Raw genomic sequence first — 18,310 nt, forward strand, 5'->3', positions numbered from 1 at the left:
TCAACTCAGGTTTCTCACTTGGCTCGGAATGACAATTACTTGCTAAGACCTGACGAGCCTATGAAAAGAACACGAGGTGTGATGTAGCACGCAAAAAGCCGCCCGGATTGGGGCGGCTTTGCGACTTTCCGGACACGTCTAGGCTTATTAACGGGGTAGCGTCCTGCTAGAAGGTAAGCGTAACTATACAAGATAGTACCTGGCGCACCTGTGCAACAAGGAGCCCCAGCGCTACTGTTAGGCTGCAAATTTACTGGCGATAGGCCTGGCCCGAACGAATAATCTGGCCGGCGTTTTTGCCGTTACGCTTGATGCGGGTGCCTTCGGCCAGTTCCAGGCCCACTACCGGAGCATCGCAGGTAGTCAGCGGGAAGTCACGGTCGACGTAGCCGGCCGCAGCAACGTGCAGCACCTGGCCCCGATAGACCGGCTCCTTAATCACAAATTTTCCTTCCGAGTTTGTAATCTGCGGAATGCGGCTGCCTACCAACTGCACGGTAGCGCCAATCAGGGGTTTCCCATCGTCGTTAAGCACTTGGCCGGTAAATTGGGTGCATTCAAGCCGGGCGGCCGGAGCGGCTGCGGGAGTCGTCGCCAGCGCAAGGCGTTCCGTAGCAGAGTGCACGGTGGAGCCAGAGCTTTGGGCCGCCGCAGTAAAGGAGAATGTCAGCAGGGTAGCAAAAGAACTCAGGAGTAAGGTAGAACGCATAAGCGGTGGGTATGGGTAGTGACACGTGATAGAACGCGTGGTGTTAAACGAGGAAAGTTGAATATAGTTAAAAAAAAATAGAATTAATGCAATGTTAGGCCAAATGCGAAAACAACCTTTTTAAGCGGTATAATTTCTAGAATCAGAACAGCCCAAGGGCTGCAGAGCGGCATCTGCCTAGTAATTAGAATTATATCGTTTCGGTAGAACCCTGCCGCAGCGTGGAAGCATGTAGGTAACGCTGCGTTGGGCACGGCAAAGCAGAGCAGACGTCATGCTTTGCGCTCTACGCCTGTTAGGCAGTTCTCGCAAACCGCCCCACGCATTGCATTGAAAGCAATGCGTGGGGCGGTTTCAGGCAGGGCAACAGGTGAGTTTTTCTCTCATTCACTCTTTATAGACCCTAAACAGCATGTGTTGCCAAGGCAGCCGGTTTCGCTTTCACCGTGTAGATCAATACGTTGGCTGGGGAGCAGGCTTCGTTGGTCCAATAACCCAGCGCGGGCCCTGGGCGCAGCCATACCTTTGACTTACTAAGTATTCAGCGCGCGTAGGGTTTATGGAAAGGAAGGCTCGTACCGCGTAGTGTTGACCACCGGCAAAAGGAGTAGGGTGGATGAATGATATTTGCCGGCCAATGCGACGGAAAAGGCCGCTGCCCCAGGCAGCGGCCTTTTTTTGTGCCTACCTCAGTCAAGTTGGCTAAACAATGCAGCCGCCTAAAAGGCCGTTTTCAATACAAAAAACTCGCCCTACCGACTAGCCACAACAATCAATATGATGCTGTTCACACATTCTGGCATGCGAATGAGCAGCACAGTGGGCGTAGCTCAAATGAGCCACAATGCAACTTGAAAGAGGCTGAATTTGATTTGTTTGTAGCCTTGTGTCAGTATGTTCAATAATTAATAAAAACGACACAAATTGATGTGTCAATTATATTAATTATTCGCTAAGTTGACACAAAAAAGATTTGCTCTCGTTAGCTAGAATATGTCTGCTGATTTTACTTCCCACACCCTACAAACACTGCGGGCCCGTTATGGCCTGTCGCAGGCGCAATTAGCGGAATATCTTTCGGTTTCCCGTGCCCAAGTTTCCATGGCCGAACAAAGCCGCCGGGTGCTACCTCCCGCCACGTGGGCCAAACTACTGCCTCTTATGGCCGTGCTCGAGACCCCCACTACCACCTCTGAGGCTGCCACGGCCCTTGACGCGCCTAGTCGCGCGGCCCTGCAAGGCCGCCTGCGCGACTGTACCCACGAGGCAACCCGGCTGCGGCAGGAGTTAGTACAGCTGCGCGCCCGGGCGATTCGGCACCAAGCAGTGCTGCGGGAGCTCCTACCGCTGCTACGTCCATTGGCGGAGGCCAGCGACGCGCCAAAAGACTTGGCTTGGCTGGCCCTGCGGGAAGAAGAATCGTTGCAGGAAGTTGAGCGGAGCGGGCCGGCCGCGCAGGCCCTGCTGGAGCTGCGCATCGATGCCCTGGAATATGAGGCTGGTCAAGCTGCCCTGCGCCTGGCCCGTTCGATAGACTTACTCAGTTAAGCGAGTTTATTGCTGATAATAAGGATGTTGTGCGTGGCTGAATAGCTTAGTTACCCGCTTTTGCCTTGCCAGTGTCATTCTTGAGTTAGGTTACTACTAGATGCCGAGCTACCAACTTGTCCCACACCGCACTGCATGCGGGCATCTTCGGGTGCGGTAGTTAATAGATGCGGGCTACCCCTGCGCGTTAAATTGCGGCGTGCCCCGGCTACAGCAGTTCGAGGTGCTCAACCCCAGGCTGTCCTGGCGCATGGCTGAGCGGTTGCAAACCGCCGGCTCATGCTCTATCTTGCCTGCGTCCTACTGCTTCTGTCTTATGTTGTCTCCGGCTATTTCCGACTACCTGCAGGTGACGCATCGTGCTGATCTGGACGTGCTTATTGTGCGCTGGCTCCGGCAGCCAACCTCCCAGGAACTGCACGAAGGATACCGCGCTGCGCTGGCCTTAGCCCAGGAGCCGGGCTGCCGCTACTGGTTGGTGGATGGGCGTCGCCGGGCCAATGCCAACCAACAGGGCGTGGCTTGGATGATGGAAACATTTCTGCCCCTGGTAACGGCCCGTCTGGGAGGTCAGGTGTTTATGGCCTATCTGTTCGTGCCCAGCCATTTAGCAGAGTTGGAAGCCGATGCTTCCGTGCCGCCTCTCACATACTTCGACAACCTGCCCTACCATATCCGCCGCTTTGCGGATGAGCAGCCCGCCATGGCGTGGCTGGTTGCCTGTCGGGCTACGTACTGCTAGATGAGGTCTGGGCGCCGGGCCCAAACCAGCGGGAGCATCGGTCGGCATTTACCTGAAAAATAGCTCCTCGTAGCTAGCTGCTGCACATCGCATGATCTTGTGGTAGATTGCACTACCCGTTCTGTTGTTTCCCGCTTGCCTCTCCCGCTGCATGCAGATTGATTCCATTGTTGATACTCCCGGCCTAGCCATCGGGGCTGACCTAGACAATCAGTGGCTGTACGTTGACTGGCGCGGGCAACATGATCAGGAATCGTCGCAGGCAGCGTGTATGCTCATGCTGGAGGCCTTGCGAAGCCGGCCCTACCATAAAATTCTGAACGATAACTCCAGCATCACCCGCACTACCGTACAACTCAGCTCGTGGGGCGCCTGGTGGCTGGAAGAAATGATGCGGGCGGGCCTGCACTACATTGCCTGGGTGTTTCCCCGCGACTTTGCCGCCCGCCAAGCCTCCGAGGCCATATTGCAGGTTATCGAGCGGCCGGTAGTGGGCACCTTTGATGATGTAGCCTCCGCTTACCTGTGGCTGCAGCAGCAGCACGTGCGCCTACCTCGGCGGCGTTAGGCACTGCCAGCTGCTGAATCCGTAACGGCTTTAGCTTGCTGGGTTACTGCACACCTTGCACACGCATCGCCAAGGTGTACACCGCCTCAGAAGCCGTAATGAAGAGGGTGCGGCGGTCCTGGCCGCCGAAGCACACGTTGCCGGTCCATTCGGCCGGAATGGCAATGTGCGTGAGTTGCTGCCCCGCCGGGCTATACACCGTTACACCCTTGCCCGTCAGGTAGATATTGCCCTGCTTGTCAATGGTCATGCCATCGGAGCCCTGCTCCACGAACAGCTGGCGGTTGGACAGCTTCCCTTCGGGTCCAATCTGGTAGCGGTAGGTTTTGTTGGCGTCAATATCTGCCACGTAGAGCTGTTTGCCGTCGGGCGTACCAATGATGCCATTAGGTTTCTGCAGCTGATCATCTACAACCACGGGCTGGCGCTGGCCTTTGGCCAAATAATACACCTTCTGCCCGCCCAGGCCGGCATCGGGGGCAGTGCGGGTCCAGTAAGTGCGCTGGTAATAGGGGTCGGTGAAGTAGATGCCCTCGGTTTTGGGGCTGATCCACAAGTCGTTCGGACCGTTGAGGCGGTGACCCTGCACATCTTGCAGCAGCACCGTGGCCTGGCCCTGCGCATTGATAGACCAGAGTTGGTTGTCCTCGTCGGCGCAGGCCAGCAGGTTGCCCTGCTGGTCGAAATAAAGGCCATTGGCCCGCCCCGCCTGCTCCAGAAAAACCGACAGCTTCCCATCGGTGCTGTACTTCCAGATTTTATTGTTGGGCTGGTCCGTGAAAAATACGTTGCCGGCTTTATCCACGGCGGGGCCCTCCGTAAACTTGAACTGTTTGGCTACCAGTTGGGGGGTAGCCTGCGGGGCAATAAGGGCGCTGGCTGGGTTAGTTTGGCGCGGGCCCGCCATCAGCCGAGGCAGAAAATAGGCGCTACCCACAGCTACCAGGGTCAAGCCAGCCAGGAAAACTACGGAACGATTTTTCATCTCAGGAAAGACAACAAAAGTGAGCCAGGAAGCAAATCACGTTACCCAGATACGCTACTATAGTACTCCTGGCCGCCGAGAAAGATGCGGTAGTAGCCCCAGAAGCTAGCTCAGCCACAGCCCTGGGCCCCGGCCGCCCGTACTACCAGAGCGTGCCGCGCCATAACGGGCCCCGCCCCGGACCGCGCCCATGTTCTAAGCTGCTGATCCTGTGCCGACTTCTTCTACTGCCTCCGTCACCCCCGAAGTGCCTTCCTCTAAGCTTGCTATAATGGCGGCTTTGGGGGCCAATCTGGCCATTGCCATAATCAAGTTCGTGGCGGCTTCGTTTACCGGTAGCTCGGCTATGGTAGCGGAAGGCATTCACTCCCTGGTTGATACGGCCAATGAATGGCTCTTGCTGCTGGGCTTGCACAAAAGTCAGCGTCCAGCCTCAGATAAGCGGCCGTTTGGCTACGGCCGGGAGCTGTATTTCTGGTCGTTTATTGTCTCGATCTGCATTTTTGCCATTGGCGGTGGTATCTCTATTTACGAGGGTATTGAGCACTTGCGCCACCCGGCCCCGCTCGGCGAGCCTACTTGGAACTACGTGGTCCTGGGCGTAGCCTTTCTCTTCGACGGGGCATCGTTTCTGCTGGCTCGGCGCACGTTCAACGCCCAGCGCGGGCGCCAACCCTTCTGGCCGGCCTTTCGCGGCAGCAAGGATCCTTCCATCTTCGTAGTGCTGTTCGAGGACGCGGCCGACCTGCTGGGGCTGTTCGTGGCTTTTCTGGGGGTGTTTCTCAGTCATCAGTTCCAAAACCCTGCCCTCGATGGGGTAGCCTCCCTGCTAATCGGGGTAATTCTGGTGGTAGTGGCCGGCCTGCTGCTGCGCGAGAATAAAAGTCTGCTGCTGGGGGAGCCCGCCGAGTCGGCCCTGCTGCTCCAGATAACAACCCTGGTGGAGGCTGACCCCGCCGTTGTAGGTACCGCAGCCCCTCTGTCGTCCTACCTAAGTCCGCACGATATGCTGCTGGTAGTGCCAGTTGAATTTCAGCCTCACCTGTTGGCCACTCAAGTCAGCGAAGCTATCCAGCGGCTGCAAACCACCATCCAGCAGCAGCACACCGACGTTCGCCACCTTTTCATTCAGCCCGTTACGCGGCCACATACTCAGGCTTAGGTTTCCTCAGCACCCCATAAGGCTGCCTGTTAACTTCCTAAGGCAAGAACTGTTGGCTACGAGGAACCGGAACCTAGGGCGCAGGCCCGGCAGTGGTAGACCCATCAGGTTCCGTGCCGGGAGCCAACCAGAATGGTAGCCGCCGATAACGCCCTGTTCCCGCCTACGTATGTGCAATTAAATATTCCCACAAAGCTATGCTTGATTTTGTTGCCCTGTTCCGTCCCTTGGTTGAGCGTAGCCAGCAGCTATACTTTGTCTACCACGTAGAGGCAAAAAAGGTCGAATACGTGAGTGCGGCCTACGAAACCATCCTGGGGCGCCAGCCCGAGGCTGTTAATGAGGAGTTGCCGGAGCTACTAGCCCGCCTGCACCCCGAGGACCAGGAGTACGCGGTGGCCCGGCTGAATCACCTGCTCAATGGCAAGTTTGTGGAAGACGTGGAAATACGTCTGCTGTCCCCACCCGGCACCGAGGGCCGCCCTCAGTGGCTCTGTCTCACGGTGGGGCGCGTAGAACAGGCCCCGGGCCAGACCTATTTGAGCGGCACGGTGCAGGAGACCACCCGCACCCGCGAGTACATGGACAATGCCGACCGCTTCAACAAAAAAAAGAACACTACCCTCGAAATTCTTTCCCACGACCTGGCTGGCCCCTTCATCATGATTAAGCAGGTAGCGGGCTACGTCAGTGAGCGAATTGAAACCCTGCACGACGAGCAACTCTCTGAGTTGTTGCTAACTATGCAGACTACCTGCCAGGACAGCGTAAACCTGATTCGCGACTTCGTGGACAACGAATTTCTGGAATCCTCCAGCGTGAATATGAAGCTGGAGCGCGTAGATCTGGCAGCCGAGATAAGAGAGATAGTGCAGGAGTTTCAGAATTCCGAGGCCGAGATTAACAAGCACGTCTCCTTTGAAAGCACGGAAACGTGCTACCTCCACCTCGACCGTAACAAGTTTATGCAGGTTGTAAATAACCTGCTGAGCAACTCCCTGAAATTCACACCCGATGGCGGCCACATCCACGTCCGGCTTCAGGACCAGGACGACGAGGTGCTGTTAACAGTAACGGACACCGGTATCGGGATTCCGCAGAAGTTCCAGGACCGGCTGTTTGAGCGGTTCACGCCGGCCCGCCGCCCGGGCCTGCGCGGAGAGAAAACCACGGGCCTGGGCATGTCCATCATCAAAGTTATTGTGGAGCTGCACCAGGGCCGCATCTGGTTTGAGAGTGAGGAAGGCAAGGGAACTACCTTCTTCATCCGCTTGCCCCGACAGGAGTCAGCCTAGGGTGCCCCGCTGGCTGCTCACCTGTTCGGCAAAAAAGCCTGACCCCGACTCTGTTGAAAGCTCCTGTGTCTGTTCTGGCCGGGAGCTTTTTTCATGGCTATTGCGAAACATTCTGCGTAAAACAGGTTTCACCAATCCCCACGTAGTCTATGTGCGGCCGTTATACTGTTACCCCGCCCGCAGCGGCGCTGGAAGCCCGTTTCGAAGCCACTTTTGCCAGCCCTTCGGCGCCTACCTACAATGCGGCGCCCTCCCAGCAGCTTCCCGTTATTCTAAATACTGATCCTGGCCGCATCCAGCTGGTGCAGTGGGGGCTGCTGCCGGGCTGGGTAAAGGACGTGCAGAAAGCACCCCGACCCATTAATGCCCGCGCCGAAACGCTTACGGAGAAGCCGTCTTTCCGCACGCTGCTGCAACGTCGGCGGGCTCTGGTACTAGCCGATAGCTTTTATGAGTGGCAGGTAACCGACCACGGCAAAGTGCCACACCGCATTCTGCTTAATTCGCAGGAGCCGTTTGCTTTTGCTGGCCTCTGGGATGAGTGGCTGGATCGGGAGACGGGAGAGGTACGGCCTACCTTCACCATCATTACCACGGCGCCTAACAGCCTAATGGAGCCCATTCATAACCGCATGCCCGTGTTACTGCCAGACCGGCATGCGGAGTTAGCTTGGCTCGATGACGGTGCAGGACTAGCCGCGCATCAGGAACTGCTGCGCCCGTATGCCGCCGATGCCATGCGCGAATACGTAGTAAGCACGCTGGTAAATTCGCCGGCCCATAACGAGCCTGCTGTGCTGGCGCCTGCCGCCTAAAGGCAGTAGTGCTGCTGACGAGGCGGCCTGTAGCTGCTAGCGAAACAGCTCTTTCCGGCGCAAAGCCCGCTCGTAGGGTAACACTGGCGGACGACGTTTTTTCAGAGCTTTACCAAACAAACCAGTTCTGGCGCGTTGACCAACACCCGGGGTAGGCGTAGTAGGTGCAGCCTGGGCGTTGTCAGGGGCAATAACAGTAAAAGCCATAATAAAGACGAGCGAAGTAAATAGGTTTCCCATGGAACTTTGCAGGTATAAAGTTGAACTTATATGCAATGGTAGATAAAATATTTTATTTATACCATATAAAATGTAATGATGGCGCACACTACTCCTAAATAGTATCTGAAAAGTTGAAAGCATAGAACTATGTTGTCTTCCCCTTAGCTGGAAAACGTGTCCATACCTTCTGACAGGAGAACATGAGCGTGAACATGCAAAAACCACTGAGCCACCTGCTACTGGTAGTAGCGGGCAGCTCAGTGGTTTTGTAGTTATTAAGGCTAATCAGGCGACTACCAAGGTGCTACCGCCGGCGCATAGTCCGTCGGTAAGCGGGAGTAACGCGGCGCTTCTTACGCTTCAGCCAGCCTCGGTGCGAGTCGGCATCTGTGCTTGAGCTTAAGGTAGGGATTATGGTAACAGGTGTGGTGGTTTCCAGTGGGGCAGTAGCAGCTACCACGTCAGTACCCAGCAGCAACATGGCTCCCAACACAGCGAAAGTAGAGATTCTCATAACGAAAGAAATGTTTGGTTGGCGTGCTGCAAGTATATGTTAAATTATTTATTTAAAAAACCATATAAAGCAATCAAACAAAAAAAGCCCCCTACCGGGTAGGGAGCTTTTAAGAGAAAGGAACGGGAACCTATTCGGCGTGGTCGTCCGATTCAGTGGCTTTGGCAACAGCAACGACGGCAATGCTGGCTATTACGGCAATACCCACAATTAGCTGCGTGGGGGTAAAGCGCTGCGTTACTTTACGCATCAGTTGTCCTCCGTGCTTGAGCAGGTCATCCAGCTGGTCATGCTCCCCTTGAAACACTTTGTAAGCGCTTTGCAGGGTGTTGATGATATCTTCAGGCGCAATTTTTTCGATGTCTTTGGCGAGTTGAGTGCTCATAGCGGGCAATTAAGAAACGGGTTAAGGAAGAAGCTTAGGGAGCAGTGGCGGGACCACCGAAAAATCTGTACGCAAGACGCTGCATTTTTGATATAGCTGAGTCAATAATAGCTGCATGTTCCGGCTTGTATAGTGAAATAATACGTAGCCTGTGAGCTAGTTACAGTGGATAATTTCCCAAGGAAGCCGTGCCCAATAGTGACAATACGTAATACGACTAGGGCCACGAAAAAGGCCCCACCAAGTTGGCGGGGCCTACAACAGCCTGCAATAAGGCAATTACTTATTCGTATACCTTAACCACAAACACGTAATCTTGCAGCTTCCGGATTTGCTGGGGCCGCGAGGTACCTGTGAGTTGATTGGTGCGGGGCATGTTGTAAGGCTCGCCTGCGCCGGCGGCGCCCAAGGAGTCTACCAACCGCATCAGATACGAGGATTTGGTGGCAAAGGCGGCGCTCTGCGCGTCCATCTGCCGGCCGCTGATAACCCCAATTAGGTTGCCCCTGTCGTCCAGTAGCGGGCCGCCGGAGTTGCCTGGGTTCACCGGAATGCTGATTTGATAGAAGCCCGTGTCACCCTCGAAGCCGGAGCGGGCGCTCAAGGAGCCGTCGTTGAATACCAGGTCCTCGCGGGGGTAGCCCAGGGTATACACTTTCTCGCCCAGGTCCGACTGGCCCCGCTTGAAAGAGTAGGGCAGACGGCCGAATCCCTTGAAGCCCTTGTCCTTGATCTGCAGAATGGCTAAGTCGTGGGCTACATCGGTAAACACTGGCTCGGCCCGGAAACGCTGCCGGTCGTGGCCTTCTATTAACAAGGAGTCAGCCCCTTGAATGACGTGGTAGCTGGTTACCAGGTAACCATCGGCCGTAAGGGCGAAGCCCGTGCCGCTGAACTTGCCGGGGTTGCTGCGCTCCGGCTGCGACTCGATTTGAGTGAGGGTCCGGTTCATGGAGCGTTGGGTGCGCTTGATGCGCTCCACCTCGCGGCGCAGTACCGTGTAGCCGTATAGGGAAGGCTTTTGGGAAGCACGCCACCATTCCAGCCCGAGCAGGGTAGCAAACACGGCCATCACGGCCACCGAGGCCGCCACCATCATGGTAGCGCGGTGGCCGTTCCAGAAGGCGCGGAGCTTTTGCTCAGTGCGCGAAATGCGCAGCAGGGGCCGGGGGGCTTGGCCGGTAGCAAACTGCTCGTGGCGCTCATCTTCCTCGGCTACCTTGGCCAGCGGGGTTAAGCGCACGGCCTGCTCGGCGTCCATGTCGGCGTGGATGGCGTGCAGCTTCCGGCGCAGCGCCAGCCGGCGACCATAGGCCGTGAGCGTACCAGTCAGCTCCTCAAACTCCTGGAGGCGGCGGGCCAGCTCAGAGTCGGCGCTAAGGCGGCGCTCCAAGGCAACGCGCTCCTCGTCGGGAAGGGTGCCTGCGCGGTAAGCGTCAAATAAAGCGTAATAATCAGCTTCGGTTTTCATTTCGGGGGGTGGCAGTCAGCGCAAGGAAAGCAGGGGGCGAGCTAGGCCCTTACTTTCCAAGTTGCTAACCACCGTGGCTAGGTCTCGTGTTCCTGATACTGGCTGAAAAACAATTTTTTAAGCCGTACTAGGCACTTGTATTTCTGATTTTTGGCGTTGTCCGCGTTGGTGTAGCCAAACTCAGTTGTAAGCTGCTGCATCGACTTATCGAGCAGGTAAAATCCTTCTAAAAGCGAGCGGCAGGGCTCCCCAATCCGTTCCAGCGCCTGGCTCATGGTGCCCAGTTGCCGGTCGCGTTCCTCGGCTACCTCCAGGTCGGCTTCGGCGCCGGTTTCGAGGTAGGGCTCATGGTCATCGAGGCGGCCGCCAAAGCGGGTTTTCTCGGTGAGCCGTTTCAGCCAGAGGCGGCGGCACACGGCGTAGAGGTAGGTTTTGATCTGGCAGCTGAGCTCCAGGGAGCCTTCCCGTACCTTCTCATAGAATACCATCACCCCTTCCTGGTACACATCCTTAGCTTCGTCTTCGGTGCCGCTGTTCTGCAGCACGTAGTGCGAAATCATCGGGAAGTGCAGCCGGTAGAGCTGCGCCAGCGCCCGGTCATCGTCGCGCCGGATGGCGGCCACGAATTCCTCATCAGTGTAGGCAGGTTGTCCCTTACCCATTCGCTTTGTTGCTTAATACGTTGAACCCGGCTTGGTAACCCAGCAAAAAAATAATTTCTACTGTTGGGTTACCATTCGCACTTACGGGTATGAAGGGCGTTTTTCGGACAAAATTTTCCAAACCTACTACCAAAATGAAGAACCTCCTGAAGGTATCCGCCCTGGCCGTTGTTTTCGCTTCTACCCTCGTTTCTTGCGAGTCGAAGAAAGCTGAAGAAACCACCACTTCCACTGAAGCTACTTCGGTAGAGGCTACGGCTCCGGCTACCACCGACTCTACGGCGGCTGCTACCATGGACACCACGGCTGCCGCTACTGCTGCTCCCGCGGCTACTACCACGGAGGCTAGCACCACCACGACTACTACCACCGAGCAGAAGTAATTACTTGCCGGTTTGGCCGGTACGTTTTTCTTGAGGCCCGAGTTCCGTACAGCGGAGCTCGGGCCTTTTTGGTAGGCAGGTGTCGTTCATCCGTAGCGTTATCTGCCGGCCGCTGGGAGCTGCTTCTGCTCCGTACCAGACTGCCAGATTTAGCGGCGGCTGCGGGTAGGAGGCTAGCCGGTTAGCAACCCTTAGCAGGGCAGCTAAGTAGGCAGCCTGGCATCCGCTGTTAGCCGAAGGCCGGGCCTAGAGCTTTTCTTCTACCCACAACAAGCCCGCGCATACCAAAAACAACAGGTAGCCCCACCAGCGGGGCCATGCCGTGTGGGTAGTAACTGTGGCCGCCGCAATTGACTGCTGAGGTGCTGGAGGAGGCAGTAGCGCCAGCTGACGTTGCCATTCTTGCTGGGCAAGGCCGCGCCAGTGCGTGGGGGCAAACACGTAAAACCAGTCGCGGGCGGCTCCGGCCTGCGCCTCGTGCCAGCCGCTGGTGGCCGGCCAATACGGCGCCGAGGCCCACTCCGGCACGTGTTCATCCTGGCGCAGAGCGACTGGCACCGGAGCTTGTTGCGCAGCGGCTCGCAAACGCAGTGCAGGAGTAGACGAGCCCGTAACCCGAACCAGCACCGGCGTATGCACGCGTGGCCAGGAGGTAGCAAGCTGAATACTCGACGCTAATGGCGAAGCCGGTACTACAGCCGTCAGCAAACGACTCCAGTAGGCCCCGTACGCCTGCTGCTGGCCCTGCAGCAACCAGGGAAAGGTTTCCGTGGCCGTCGTGACGACCACCTGGCCCAGCCCAACGCGGCGGGTGGCGGCTACGGGTTGCTGTTGCGGGGTAGTAATAAGTGCCCGCGTAGCGGTGGTAGCGCGCAGCGTAGCCGGCAGCAACGTAGCCAGGCGGGCCGGCGCTTCCGGCCAGGCCAGGAGCTGGGGGGAGGCGGTAGCCGCGGCTGGCCGGGGCTGCAGCTGAAACGGGCCGGTCCCGCCTGGTAAGCTCCGCGGTAAGGTGGGCGCATCTGCTACCAGCAGCATTCCGCAGGCGCCGGAGCGCACCGCTTGGGCGAGGGTAGCTGCCTCGGAGCTGCTTAATGCAGCCAAGGAAGCGGCATCGGTAATGACAACCTCCACGCGGGTTAGCAAGGAAGAGGTAACCCGCGTGAGGTCCGGAGGGGTCGGGAAGTTTAAAAATTCAGTTTGCGTGAGGCCCCGGCTTAGCCCCGTGCGCAAGGCCACCGCGTGCTGCTGGGAGGCCAGGTAGTTCTTCAGAAACCGTACCTCAAAGGATGGGGCTGCCGCCAGCAGCAGCACCCGCACGGGCCGGGTGGGGCGTACTTCCAGCGGTACCGGCTCCTGGGCCCGTCGGCGGCCATCCTGGCGCGCGACCAACGTGTACACTGCCCGTCCGGTGGTTTTGGGGGTGAAGCGAAGCCGGAAGCTGCCCCGCCCGGTTGGCAGTTGCACCGAGTCGCGGCTTGTGCCGGCGGCCACCAGGCTAACCCAGGCGGGCTCCCCGGCCTGGCCTTGGTAGTAGCCCTCAATCGTCCACGGCTGCCCAAGCTCCGGTTGCCGGGGCCAGGCCGCTGCATGAAAAGCCGGGGTTAGCGGCACCGAGTGGCTGACGACCCGCAGGCCGTGCAGTGCCGGCACGTCGGTGGCGGGCAAGCCTTGGCCTACTACGTGCACAGCCCGCAACTGAGGTAAGCGCTGGCGCAGAGCCGACACACTGCCAAGGGTGGGCGTATCGGGGGCGGCCGCCGCGTAGCGCCACACGGGAGTACCAGGGCCCAGGCGACGTAGCAAGTAGCGCAAGGTGTCCGCCGAGTAAGAGTCGGTAAGAAGAATGGCTGCCTGCGTGGCCGGGTGCTGTTGGGTGCGGACGGGAGGATAGGCTGCCAACCAGAGCCCCGCTACTGCCAGCAGCCCGGCCCCCATTCGCAGCGCCCGGCGCCGATGGTCGGGCCGGCGCCAAGCGGCTACGGTTAGGACTACCGCCAGTAACAGACAGAAGGCAAGGAAGTACAGCATCAGCAAGAAAACAGGCTCGTAGTCGGGAAACGGGTAGATAAGGCTCGGGTCGTAGAGGCGCCGCTAGTTTAGCGGCTTAGCTCCTGGAGGTAGCGCCGGGCCAGGCGGTTGCCCGGGCCAGGCGGATGGGGCGGCGTAACGGGCGCGGACGGCAGCAGCTCGGTCAGGGCCCGCTCAATGCCCGGCAGGGCCGGTTCCGCAATGGGCTGTCCGGCCCGCAGGGCGGTGCTCAGGCGGCGTAGTTCGCGTAGGGCGCCGAGGTAGCGGCCGGGCTTTTGCAGGGCTACGCGGGCCAGCTCCTGCCCGGCCTGGTCAAGCGCAGCGGCGGCGCCAGCTGGCCGATCCTGCTCGCGCAGCTGGGCCAGTACGCGCAGGGCGGCCCGCACCACGGGCTGCCGGGGTGGAGCATCTACCTGCCGCCGGAGCCGTGGGGCCGCGGTGCCGGCCAGGTCGCCGGTGAGGCGGGTGGTGGCCTCGGGCATGGGTGGGGGCGTGAAGCCCGCTTTTTTCACGTAGGCGCGGGTTTGCTGCTGCACTTGCTTGAGCAGGCGCAGGGCCCGGTACTCAAAGGGCAGGGCCTCGCGGGGCCGACCGGTGCGCAGGCGCAGCTCGGCTTCCCACATCTGGCTCAGGACGGCTTGCAGCTTGGCCTTCACGGCCGGCTCCAGAAAGTCTGCGGTTTCCGAGTCGTCGTGGCGGTGCATGTAAGGCTCCATTAACTCGGCGGTAAGGGCGGCGCCGGCCGGGGCATCAGGTGATGGAGGCGTGTGGCCGTGGTCGTGGCCATCATCGGCTGAGTGCCCGTCGGCGAGCTTAGGCGTGGTGGCTGACTCGGCTTCGGTGTGGTCCTCAGCCACCACGGAGCCCAGGCCCGGCTCCTCGGCGGGTTCATCGGCTACCGGGGGGCGCGTCGCACCCCCGATGCTTTCATCGGCCTCCTCGCCCAAAAACTTGCCGTAGCGCATGCGCAGAATCTTCTGGTCGAAGCCGATGCCGTTGGCGCGCTCCAGCAGGGTCGGAGCCGGGAGGCCCGCTTGCTCGGCCAGCAGCTTTTCGGTGTCAATGATGATCTGGCGCTGACTGCGGAAATAAGCGGGCTTGGCATTCACGCCCAGGGAAACATCCAGGGCGCTTTCCTGCACGGTTGTGTCCTCCCACTGCACCAGGTAGGTGTCGGAGCGGGTCAGCTGCTGGTGGTTGTCCCAGGCCTGCAGGTAGAAATACACCTCGTCGCCGTAGGTGAGGCCCAGGGCCGGCAAGCGGAGCAGATGCTGCACGCTGATGGTAGTGGGCTGCCCGCGCAGGGCCGCACTCAGGTCGGTGGCTACTTCCCTGAACTTGACAGCCTCGCCCTGGCCCTGGGCGATGGTGGCTACTAAGCGGGCGCGGGTCAGGCCGAAATCGTCCTGCAGCTGGGCGCGCACCGCTACCTGAGGCGGGCGCCCAAATTCTACCAGGGTGTAGGCTTTCGGGGTAATAAGCCGAATCGTAGGGGCCTGATCGGGCTGCACTTCAATGGCATATTCCTCGGAAACCTGGCCCACGAAGCGCAGGCGGTACAGGGTGGAAGCCGTTAGCGTAGCTTCCGCCACGAACTCCGTGGGGCGGCCCGGCACCGGGCGCAGGCGCACCTGCCGCCGGCCCAGCTCCAGCAGGGGCGGGGTTTTGCCAACTCGACTTACCCGCACCGTCCAGCGTACCCGGCTTCCTTGCATGCAGCGGAACGAGGCTTCAGTTGGCGCTAGCGCCGGCCGCCGGGTGTAGGCGGGCGGCACTACCCACAGGCGGGTTTCCAGAATGCGGGCTGCCGATGCCGGCAAAGCCGACTGGTTTTCAAATCGAACGGGTACCGGCTTGCCAGGGGCCGCGCCCACAGGAGCACTACCATTGGGCCGTTGCCACCAGGCCAGAGCCGCCAGCACCAGCACCGTGGCCGCAATCAGCATGGGACCTTTAACCCGCACCGGCAGTAAGGGGCCTGCTGCGGACAGCTGGGGTAGTCGAGTCAAAAGCCGCTCCTGCTGCAGCTGCTCCAACAAGTTCAGGCTCGTGCCAGGGCGCAGGAGCAAGCCCGCGCTATCCTCCAGCTCGGGGTGCAACCGGTTTAGGCGGCGGGCCACCTGCTCTAACGGGCACTGCCAGATGCGCCACAGAAGCCACCCCAGGCCTGCCGCGGCTACGGTACCTGCTACCAGCACCGCCGGTTGCAGAGGTGGCCAGCCCAGGTAGGTCACTAGTAGCAACGCAGCCACCGCCAGGCTGGGCACCAGCAAAACCAGAGTGCGGCGCGTGGCCCAGGCCTGGTGAGCAGCCCGCAGCGCGGCATCAGGAGCAGAAACGGTGGCGGTGAGCGGACTCATGCGAAAGGAGCAGCGGGTTCAGAAATGAATTCAGGCGGACTGCTGGCTGAGCCGTCGGGATGCCAGTAGGCGCTCCAGGCCAAACAGCACCCCGGCCGCGCCAACCACCCACGGGGTTAAGTCACGCTGAGGGGCTCGCGGGGGCGCTGCAGCCACGGGTAGGCGCCGGGCAGCGGTGTCGGGCTGAAGCTGGGAAAGGGGCATGGGCCGCGGATCAGGAGAGGCCGCAGTGCCAGGCAGCAGCAAGGGGAGGAAAAGCGCCGGCAGCTCGGGGCTGTCGGCCAGCTCGCTCCAGGTGGGGTCTAGGCGCGTGTGCAGCCGGTACCAGCTGCCCGCCCCAGCTCGCCGCCCGGAAAGCAGCGGCCGCCCCGTAGCCAGGGGCCACACGCTGACGGCTGGTTGCCGGGCCCCGGTAGTATCCAGGCGCAGCACCCGAATGGGAGCGGCACTGCCGGAAGGCGAAAAACTGCTGGCCATGGTCTGCCCCCGGCCCCGGGCTTCCTGCCAGACCCGCGTCCCGGCGCTGACCCTAGCCGACCAGCTGGCCGGGATGGGCGCGTCGCGCAGCCAGAAAAGCCAGTCCAGTGAATCGGTAGCGGCCGGGGCGGAGGTGGTAGCGGCTAGCTGTGGCGCGAGGGGCAGCACGGAACCGGCCGCCCGCAAGGCCGCCACCAGCACCCGGGCCGAAGGGGCATGGGCCGCATCGTAGCTCACGGCTAGCCGGAGGGGGCGGGTCAGGAGGGGTACTGGCTGGCGCTGGTTTTGGGCGGTTGTCGTCGTGAACTGTTGCCGCTCCGTGTCAACGTGCATCTGCACCCCGGGGCCAAGTCCGGCCACGGGGCCGCTGGTAGCGGGCCACTGCCGTCGCAGGCGCCGGAACGTAATGCCGGCTTCGCTGCCGCTGGCCAAGAGCACCACAAGGCTGTCGGGGCGGGGGCGCCAAACGGCTACGGGCCACGTCACGGAATCGGGGAGGGGAAGGGGCAGCCACTGCACGGCGGCGGGCAAGGCCGGGCGGGTACCAGCAAAGGAGGCCAGCGTGAGCGGAGCTACCACTACCAGCGGACGGTTGGGAAAGGAATCGGCCGCCTGCTGCGCGGCGCCCCAGAGATTAAGCGGGAGTTCCGCCGCCGGCGCGGAAGAAGCAGGCGAGGAGGCCGCGTCGGCAGTTTCATTTACCTCGCCCAGCCCCACCGTGCTCCAGGCAACGGGGTCGCCCACGGGGTGCCGGGCGCTTAGCCGCCGCAGCTCGTAGCCGCGTCGGCGCAGCGAATCCAGGACCGGCCGCACGGCGGCTACCTGCGTAGTAGTTGCTTCCGCACTGAGCAGTACCTGGCCCCGCAGCGGGGGTAGGGGCTGGCGTTGGGTGGGCCCCGCCAACGCAAGGGCCAGCAGCCCCACAATGCCGGCGCGGAGTAGCAGGAGCAGCAGCTGTTCGGGTTTTATACTGCGCAGGCGGCGGTTGGCCGCTGCTTCCAGCCACCGCACGCTCCCTACCTGCACCACTCGTCCCGGCCGCCGGTTCCAGAGGTAAATAGCCAGCGGCAGGGCCAGCCCCAGTAAGGCCAGCCAACCGGCGGTGGCATGTTGAATGAAGAAGTGGGGCAAGGGAAAAAGCAGTTTCTGATCAGGCACCCGGCCGGGCGCCGAATCCGGCAGAAGGGAACGGGGCTACAAGTAGGTCAAACCGAAACACAGACACAACTTTAGCCGCGGGCGTTGCGGCGGCCCTGCCACCTACCAGACAAATTCAGGCTGCCTACTTGCTTTAGAGGCGGGGGCTGACGAGCTCCTGGCTAAGTGAAGCCAACAGCGTAGTCATGGCCTCCTGAATGCCCTGACACTGCTGAAGCATGCGGGGCCGGGGCGCGCCCTTCTCCGTGTACTGGTCGTAGTCGCGCAACTCAGGCTCCACGGGCTGCCGGTACGTTTGCGCTTCCCCGGTGCTGATGCGGGCAAATTCGTCCTGCCGCAGCCAGCCCACCAGCCCATCCGCCGCCAGCCCGTTGCCCGCATCGGCGGCGGCATAAGTGGTCGTATACCGGGGGTAGCTGATATCCGTCAGCTCGTAGCGCAAAGTGCCCGCCTGCACCCGGAAGTAAAAGCGGAACAGCAGGTTAAACTCCCGCGCATACTGGTTTTTCTGGGCCGGCGCGTGCGCCCGAACAATAGCCTGACCCACCAGGAGGCCCCGGCCAGGGTCGGAAAACTTTACCACGGCTCCGTAGTCCTCGAATTGCCGGGCCAGCCACTCCTGGGTGCGACCGAAGAGTTCAGTGGCAGGCAGGGTTGGCGCGGCTAGGGTACCCCGGTAGCAAATGCGTTGGCTGGCGCTGTCCACGGGCACTATCGGCAGAGGGCGCACGCGCTGAGCCTGAGTTACTTGAAAGATACAGCTGAAAGTAAGGACGAGGAAATACTGCTTCATATACCTGAGTGAATAGATAAAATATCAGGCAAA

Annotated in this window: 18 protein-coding genes; 7 read left to right on the top strand and 11 right to left on the bottom strand. The window is 60.3% G+C overall.

The annotated features are described in order from the left end of the window. Positions 1-250: 250 nt before the first annotated feature. Complete coding sequence (locus IEW18_RS10635) at positions 251-709, bottom strand: carboxypeptidase-like regulatory domain-containing protein (protein WP_188557829.1); 459 nt, start codon at positions 707-709, stop codon at positions 251-253. A 993-nt stretch (positions 710-1,702) separates the two neighbouring features. Here IEW18_RS10635 and IEW18_RS10640 point away from each other — a divergent pair. From IEW18_RS10640 to IEW18_RS10650, 3 genes are all read left to right on the top strand, one after another. After that, entirely contained in the window at positions 1,703-2,257 is a 555-nt protein-coding gene (locus IEW18_RS10640) for a helix-turn-helix domain-containing protein (RefSeq protein ID WP_188557830.1), read from the top strand. A gap of 316 nt (positions 2,258-2,573) precedes the next feature. Continuing rightward, complete coding sequence (locus tag IEW18_RS10645; RefSeq protein ID WP_188557831.1) at positions 2,574-2,999, top strand: hypothetical protein; 426 nt, start codon at positions 2,574-2,576, stop codon at positions 2,997-2,999. A 151-nt stretch (positions 3,000-3,150) separates the two neighbouring features. After that, on the top strand, positions 3,151-3,567 hold the full coding sequence (locus tag IEW18_RS10650) for a hypothetical protein (RefSeq protein WP_188557832.1): 417 nt from the start codon (positions 3,151-3,153) through the stop codon (positions 3,565-3,567). 43 nt (positions 3,568-3,610) lie between these two features. Here the strand turns inward: IEW18_RS10650 and IEW18_RS10655 are convergent, their stop codons facing one another. Further along, entirely contained in the window at positions 3,611-4,474 is an 864-nt protein-coding gene (locus IEW18_RS10655; RefSeq protein ID WP_229728716.1) for an SMP-30/gluconolactonase/LRE family protein, read from the bottom strand. Positions 4,475-4,763: 289 nt separating this feature from the next. On the opposite strand from IEW18_RS10655, the gene IEW18_RS10660 reads away from it, so the two are divergent. From IEW18_RS10660 to IEW18_RS10670, 3 genes are all read left to right on the top strand, one after another. Next, entirely contained in the window at positions 4,764-5,714 is a 951-nt protein-coding gene (locus IEW18_RS10660; protein ID WP_229728696.1) for a cation diffusion facilitator family transporter, read from the top strand. A 197-nt stretch (positions 5,715-5,911) separates the two neighbouring features. Continuing rightward, complete coding sequence (locus tag IEW18_RS10665; RefSeq protein ID WP_188557834.1) at positions 5,912-7,009, top strand: PAS domain-containing sensor histidine kinase; 1,098 nt, start codon at positions 5,912-5,914, stop codon at positions 7,007-7,009. 149 nt (positions 7,010-7,158) lie between these two features. Continuing rightward, positions 7,159-7,824: an SOS response-associated peptidase gene (locus tag IEW18_RS10670; protein WP_188557835.1), complete on the top strand. Its 666-nt coding sequence runs from the start codon at positions 7,159-7,161 to the stop codon at positions 7,822-7,824. Positions 7,825-7,860: 36 nt separating this feature from the next. Here IEW18_RS10670 and IEW18_RS21720 read toward each other — a convergent pair whose 3' ends face one another. The 5 genes from IEW18_RS21720 to IEW18_RS10690 all read right to left on the bottom strand — a co-directional run bounded on the left by IEW18_RS21720 (position 7,861) and on the right by IEW18_RS10690 (position 11,078). Next, positions 7,861-8,151: a hypothetical protein gene (locus IEW18_RS21720; protein ID WP_229728697.1), complete on the bottom strand. Its 291-nt coding sequence runs from the start codon at positions 8,149-8,151 to the stop codon at positions 7,861-7,863. Between the two features lie 199 nt (positions 8,152-8,350). After that, on the bottom strand, positions 8,351-8,560 hold the full coding sequence (locus IEW18_RS10675; protein ID WP_188557836.1) for a hypothetical protein: 210 nt from the start codon (positions 8,558-8,560) through the stop codon (positions 8,351-8,353). 130 nt (positions 8,561-8,690) lie between these two features. Further along, positions 8,691-8,945 (bottom strand): hypothetical protein, encoded by a 255-nt coding sequence (locus IEW18_RS10680; protein ID WP_188557837.1) that lies wholly within the window; start codon positions 8,943-8,945, stop codon positions 8,691-8,693. Positions 8,946-9,228: 283 nt separating this feature from the next. Beyond that, positions 9,229-10,416, bottom strand: coding sequence for a trypsin-like peptidase domain-containing protein (locus IEW18_RS10685; RefSeq protein WP_188557838.1), 1,188 nt, complete (start codon positions 10,414-10,416; stop codon positions 9,229-9,231). Positions 10,417-10,493: 77 nt separating this feature from the next. Then, positions 10,494-11,078, bottom strand: coding sequence for an RNA polymerase sigma factor (locus IEW18_RS10690; protein ID WP_188557839.1), 585 nt, complete (start codon positions 11,076-11,078; stop codon positions 10,494-10,496). A 134-nt stretch (positions 11,079-11,212) separates the two neighbouring features. On the opposite strand from IEW18_RS10690, the gene IEW18_RS10695 reads away from it, so the two are divergent. After that, the gene (locus tag IEW18_RS10695; RefSeq protein ID WP_188557840.1) at positions 11,213-11,461 is read left to right on the top strand and encodes a hypothetical protein; all 249 of its coding nucleotides are present in this window, start codon (positions 11,213-11,215) and stop codon (positions 11,459-11,461) included. Between the two features lie 246 nt (positions 11,462-11,707). Here the strand turns inward: IEW18_RS10695 and IEW18_RS10700 are convergent, their stop codons facing one another. From IEW18_RS10700 to IEW18_RS10715, 4 genes are all read right to left on the bottom strand, one after another. After that, on the bottom strand, positions 11,708-13,489 hold the full coding sequence (locus IEW18_RS10700; protein ID WP_188557841.1) for a hypothetical protein: 1,782 nt from the start codon (positions 13,487-13,489) through the stop codon (positions 11,708-11,710). A 68-nt stretch (positions 13,490-13,557) separates the two neighbouring features. Next, positions 13,558-15,849, bottom strand: coding sequence for a DUF4175 family protein (locus IEW18_RS10705; protein WP_188557842.1), 2,292 nt, complete (start codon positions 15,847-15,849; stop codon positions 13,558-13,560). Positions 15,850-15,879: 30 nt separating this feature from the next. Further along, on the bottom strand, positions 15,880-17,457 hold the full coding sequence (locus tag IEW18_RS10710) for a BatA domain-containing protein (protein WP_188557843.1): 1,578 nt from the start codon (positions 17,455-17,457) through the stop codon (positions 15,880-15,882). Positions 17,458-17,617: 160 nt separating this feature from the next. Continuing rightward, complete coding sequence (locus tag IEW18_RS10715) at positions 17,618-18,277, bottom strand: DUF4468 domain-containing protein (protein WP_188557844.1); 660 nt, start codon at positions 18,275-18,277, stop codon at positions 17,618-17,620. Positions 18,278-18,310 lie beyond the last annotated feature (33 nt).

The organism is Hymenobacter glacieicola (assembly GCF_014640315.1).
Classification (GTDB): Bacteria; Bacteroidota; Bacteroidia; order Cytophagales; family Hymenobacteraceae; genus Hymenobacter; species Hymenobacter glacieicola.